This window comes from Hyalangium sp. (assembly GCF_035629615.1).
Taxonomy (GTDB): domain Bacteria; phylum Myxococcota; class Myxococcia; order Myxococcales; family Myxococcaceae; genus Hyalangium.
This window is the reverse complement of sequence record NZ_DASPHO010000706.1, coordinates 1-5,434: the sequence shown is the minus strand read 5'-3', so window position 1 is coordinate 5,434 and position 5,434 is coordinate 1. Positions and strand designations below refer to the sequence as shown.

Here is a 5,434-nt window from a genome sequence, read left to right as displayed (position 1 = left end):
CCGCCGGCTCCAGCAGGTGGAGTCGCAGTACGGCATCGAGCGGCTGGTGGAGCGGGCCCTGTCCACCCGCGAGGGGGCCGCACGCACGCCCCATCAGATCATCCAGCACGTGCGCCAGCAGAACGCCGCGCTCGCCGAGCGGCTCGAGAAGGAGCTGGCCTCCTTCCGCGTGAAGCTGGTGCTCAACCAGGCGCGCTCGGATGGCGACGTGAACGTGGGCGCCGCGGTGGTGTCCGCGTGGAAGAAGTTCTTCGGCCTGGAGATGGATGACCTGGGGGCCATCCGTTACGACGACGAGGCCTGGCGCGCGGTGCGCAAGCGCCGGCCCATTCTCCTCGAGCGGCCGGACTCACCGGCTGCCCAGGGACTTCAACGCATCGCCGGGCGTATCCTGAACCTCGACGGCCACGGCAGCACGGGTTCCTCTACACCATGAAGCCTTTCGAGCAGCAGACCTACTACGAGCTCCTCGAGATCCCCGTCACCGCGCCGGAGGAGGAGATCCGCGCGGCCTATACGCGCGCGATCGAGACGTACTCGCCAGACTCTGTCGCAGTGTACATGCTGGCGGACCCGAGCCAGATTGACGCGCTGCGCGCCCGTCTCACCGAGGCGATGGAGATCCTCACCGAGCCGGACCTTCGCGCCGAGTACGACCGGATGATCGGCGTGACCCGGGCCGAGTCGAGCGCCGTCACGGCCATGGGACCTGCGCTGGCGGCGGCGGCCCAGGCCGGTCAGCCCCAGGTGCCCGCCACGCCCGTGGCCGCGCCGGCCGCTGTGGAGGTGGCTGCCGCGCCCGAGCCGGCTCCGTCCCAGAAGGTCCCGAGTGTTCCAGCGCCAGAGGCCGTCCCAACGGCGGAGGCGCAGGCGCCAGCGGCTGGGGTGACTTCAGCCCCGGCCGAACCGGCCTCGGCTCTCACGGCAGCCCCGGCCGAGCCCACCGCCGCGCCAACGCCAGTGGTCCCCACCGCTCCGATCGTCGTGCCGGGGATGGTGACGCCAAGCCAGATCCACCCGGCTTTCCGCAGCTACGCCATCTCGTATGTGCCCGTGCTCGTAGCAGCGCCCTCGGCAACCGGTTCCGCGTTCCTCTCTCCGTTCACGGTCTCGGTGCAGGCGGGTACGCCACAGCCTGGCCATGAGGAGCCACGCGAGGTGAAGGCTCCGGAAGCCGACGCGCCGTCGGCTTCGTCCGCGGCTCCAGCTCCCGAGGTGGGTGCCGCCCGAACCCTCCTGCCCGCCGCTGAGCCGGTACCTCCACCTGTCTCAACCTCCGTCAGCCCGGCCGAGGAAGGTCCTCGGAGCACGAGTTCCACCGAGCCTGTGACCGTCGCCTCCATAGAGCCGGCCGCCGCCTCCGTGGCTCCTGCTGCCTCCGTGGCTCCTGCTGCGTCCTCGGCTCCTGTCTCCGTCGCTGTCGAGCCGCCTCTGTCTACCCCTGCGCAGGTGCCCGCGGAACCATCGCCGCCCCCGGAGCCTGCACCCACACCGGTCACCTCAGAGCAGCCCGCACCCGTGCCAGCGCATCGCGAAGAGGAGGAGCTCTCCGGAGCGCGCGCGCCGATGCCTTCGCGGGGAGAGGCCAGGGCAGCCTCCTCGGAACCGCGGAGCACGCCTCCGGGTTCACGCGAGCGGCCTGCCAGGCCCTATCCAACACCGCCCCCCATTCCTTCCGCGGGCCGCCGCGTGCAGCGCACGCCGATTCCTCACCCTGGAAGCCACGCGAGCGGGACGGGGAAGGGGAGCGCGCGTCCGGGGCCTGCCACGGGCATGGACCTCGAGGAGGCCCAGCAGCTCTCCCAGGAGTCCGCGATCGCGACAGCCGAGGCGGCACTTGCCCAGGTAGCGGCCAAGGCGCGCGAGCCAAGGCCCAAGCCCGTCGAGCTGCCCCCCAACACCGAGTTCAACGGCGAGGTGCTGCGCCAGGTCCGGGAGAGCCGGGGCATGTCGCTCTCGCAGCTCGCCGAGCGCACGCGCATCACCTCCAAGCACCTGGAGAACGTCGAGGCAGACCGCTACGCCGCACTCCCGGCGACGGTGTACCTGCGCGGAATCCTGATGAACATCGCCCGCGAGCTGGGGCTCGATCCGCTCCGGGTATCGAGGAGCTATCTGGCCCTGGCCACGGGGCCCAAGAAGAAGTAAGCGACCTACACCGCAGCCGAGGTACTCCTCTTCGGGAAAGTTGACTCCCCGCATTGCGGTGCATATGAAAGAAGTGCAATGACAGAAGAAGAAAAGGTCAAAGCGATGCGGCTGGCCCGCGCGATTGCCTCGGATATCTCGCTCTACAACGAGCAGAAGATCATCAAGGGGATCGAGCAGGACAACCTCTTCGAGGTCCTCAAGGATGAGCTCGACGAGGGGCGCGAGCTCTACAAGAGCCGCGTGAGCACCGAGATCTTCACGAGGACGAACTTCTTCGAGCGGGCCATCAACGACATCGTCCTGCGCTCGAAGGCGCACGTGAAGTCGAAGATTTGGTAGCCGCTGAGGCGCGCGAGCACCGAGCCCCGCCGGAAGCCCGCGGCGAGCGGCTGGATCAGCACCTTGCGCGCACCTTTCCCGAGCTCACCCGGTCCCGGATTCAGGGGCTGATCGAGGCGGGCCATGTGCTGGCGGACGGTCGGCCCGCGAAGGCGGCGCTGCGCCTGCGGGGCGGAGAGCTGCTCTCGCTGCACATCCCCGCGCCGGTGCTGGCCGTGCCTCTGGCCGAGGAGCTGCCGCTGGAGGTGCTGCACGAGGATCGGGATCTGGTGGTGGTGAACAAGGCGGCGGGGATGGTGGTGCACCCGGGGGCGGGACACGCCTCGGGGACGCTGGTGAACGCGCTGCTGCACCGGGTGAAGGATCTGGCGGGGGTGGGCGGAGAGCTGAGGCCTGGGATCGTCCACCGGCTGGACAAGGACACGACGGGGTGCCTCGTCGTGGCCAAGAACGACCAGGCGCTGGTGGCGCTGCAGAAGGCCTTCAAGACGCGAGCGGTGGAGAAGACGTACCTGGCGCTGGTGCACGGGCACCCGAAGGCTGGGGGGCGCATCGAGACGCTCTACGGCCGGCACCCGGTGCACCGGCAGAAGTTCACCGGCAAGGTGAAGGAGGGCAAGGCCGCAGTCACCGTCTACCGGACGCGGGAGCTCTTCGAGGGAGCAGCGCTGGTGGAGGTGGATCTGCTGACAGGGCGGACACACCAGATCCGGGTGCACCTGGCCGAGGCGGGGCACCCGCTGCTGTGTGATGCGCTGTACGGAGCGGGGCGCAAGGCGAAGGGGCGTGTGGCCGAGGCGCAGGAAGCGCTGGGGCGCCAGGCGCTCCACGCGTGGCGGCTGGCGTTCACCCACCCGAGGACGGGCAAGGCGCTGAAGCTGGAGGCCCCACTCCCTGCGGACTTCAAGGCCGCTGAGGAGCACTTGCGGGGGGAAGGACCTCTCGCGGACAGAGGGAAAGCAGACTTCTGAACAGTTGGTGAGGAACCACCTGAGGGCTCCAGGCGCAGGCTTCCCCTAAAATCCAGATTGGGGGGCAGGCCTGCTGTCTCGGTTGAGACAAGAGAGCGCTCGAAGACACATGTCGCTCAAGAAGCGGTGGCTGGCGAGCATGCTAGGCATAGTGCTTGTCGGGACAGCCATCACGACAGTCGTCAGTTCCAGCATCAGCTTTCATGGCGCCAGACAAGGTGCCTACGCCTGGCTGATCAACGTCCATCGAGACACGATCGGCTCCTTCGATGAGCAGATCTTCCAGCGTCTGGAGGTGCAGGCCCGCCTCCTGGCGCGCATGCCTGAGCTCGGGAGAGCCGTCTCGACCCGAAGCCCGGTGGCGCTCCAGGCCCACCTGGGGGTGCTCCAGGAGCTGCCGGGAGCTGACTACTGGGCGGTGATGGGCGAGGACGGCACGGTGATCACCACCAGCGATCCCTCGTGCCGTCTGGAGCGCGTACGAGAGCAGGGGCTCCCCACCGCCGAGCCCACGCGATCGATCCTGATGTGTGGACGCCTCCCGGTCTTCGCCGTCACGACCGCAGTCCGAGCGGAGCAGGGCGCGCTGGGGTGGCTGGTCCTGGGCCTCCCCATCGACGAGGCCTATGTGGATACCGCCTTCGTGGCGACCGGAGCCGAGCTGGTGCTCATCGATCAGGAGGGGCTCCTGGCCACCACCTTCCAGGACACCTCGGGCAAGCGCATTGCTCCCGATCTGAGCCCAGTCCCTCGGGACGCCCTGTGGGCCGAGGGGGTGCACTTCGACAAGTATGAGCTCGGGATCCCCCACTACCGGGGCTACTACGCCCGCAGCCGGCCGCTCGCGGCGGGGGTCTCCACCCTCTCCACCTACCTGCTCTCCGTCCCGCTCTTTCCGGACCAGCCGCAGGTGCCGGTGAGAGCCGTGCTCATCGTGCCCAGCGAGACAATGGACGTGGGCGCGTTCTACAGCACGGTGACCATGGTCTTCATCAGCCTGCTGTTGCTGCCGCTGCTGGCGACCATCGTGTGGCGGCTCGTCAACAGCCTCATGCAGCCCATCTCACAGTGTCGGGAGATGACGGCGCGCGTCGCGGAGGGCGACCTGGAGGGTGATCTCCCCGTGGCGCGCGAGGACGAGTTGGGGGAGCTCTCCCGGGACTTCAACGACATGGTGCACAAGCTGAGGGAGAGCCAGCGGCGGCACGTCCACGCGGAGAAGATGGCGGCCGTCGGTCAGCTCGCCGCGGGAGTGGGGCATGAGATCAACAACCCGCTCGCCTACGTCGCCGCCAACCTCAGCTTCGCGACAGAGACACTGGCGGGACTGGCCGGCGCGCAGGGGAGCGCTGCCCTCCAGCCCCTGCCTCCTGAGCTGACCGAGAAGCTTCGCGACGTCTCGGAGGCCCTGCAGGAAGCGCAGGATGGAGCCTGGCGGGTGGCCCGGATCGTGAGGGATCTGCGCACCTTCGCTCATGCCGACAACACGGTGGAGAAGCAGGTGCTGGAGCTTCGCCCCATCATCGAGGCGGCCCTGAAGCTCGCGTCCAACACGCTCAAGCAGCGGGCGCGCGTCCGCTGGGACTTTCAGGAAACGCCCCGGGTGGAGGCCCACGAGGCGCGGCTGGTCCAGGTCATCCACAACCTGCTTGTCAACGCGGCGCAGGCCATCCCGGAGGGACGCGTCGAGGACAATGAGATTCGCATTCTGTCGACCCTGGGGGCGGACGGCTCCGCGGTGGTGGAGGTGAGCGACACCGGGCAGGGGATGGCTCCCGAGGTGCTGGAGCGGCTCTTCGAGCCCTTCTTCACCACCAAGCCCGTGGGACAGGGTTCAGGGCTGAGCCTGTCCATCTCCCGCAACATCATCGAGGGGCTGGGCGGCAGCCTTACCTTCCGCAGCACGGTAGGAGGCGGCAGCACCTTCCGGATCACCTTGCCTGCGGCTCCGCAGGCGCGCCAGGAGAGCCCTG

Annotated in this window: 5 protein-coding genes; all 5 read left to right on the top strand. The window is 68.8% G+C overall.

The window, feature by feature from the left end:
- The coding region (locus tag VD972_RS35445; protein WP_414654183.1) for a MinD/ParA family ATP-binding protein at positions 1-436 on the top strand (436 nt) is incomplete at its 5' end.
- Positions 433-2,148: a helix-turn-helix domain-containing protein gene (locus VD972_RS35440; protein WP_324993239.1), complete on the top strand. Its 1,716-nt coding sequence runs from the start codon at positions 433-435 to the stop codon at positions 2,146-2,148. The genes VD972_RS35445 and VD972_RS35440, both read left to right, overlap by 4 nt.
- Before the next feature lie 78 nt (positions 2,149-2,226).
- A complete protein-coding gene (locus VD972_RS35435) occupies positions 2,227-2,490 on the top strand; it encodes a hypothetical protein (RefSeq protein ID WP_324993238.1) in 264 nt (87 codons plus the stop codon).
- Positions 2,484-3,461 (top strand): RluA family pseudouridine synthase, encoded by a 978-nt coding sequence (locus VD972_RS35430; RefSeq protein ID WP_324993237.1) that lies wholly within the window; start codon positions 2,484-2,486, stop codon positions 3,459-3,461. The genes VD972_RS35435 and VD972_RS35430 overlap by 7 nt, the downstream gene beginning before the upstream one ends.
- Positions 3,462-3,570: 109 nt before the next feature.
- Positions 3,571-5,434, top strand: a 1,864-nt coding sequence (locus tag VD972_RS35425; protein ID WP_324993236.1) for a sensor histidine kinase, incomplete at its 3' end; no start/stop codon positions are given.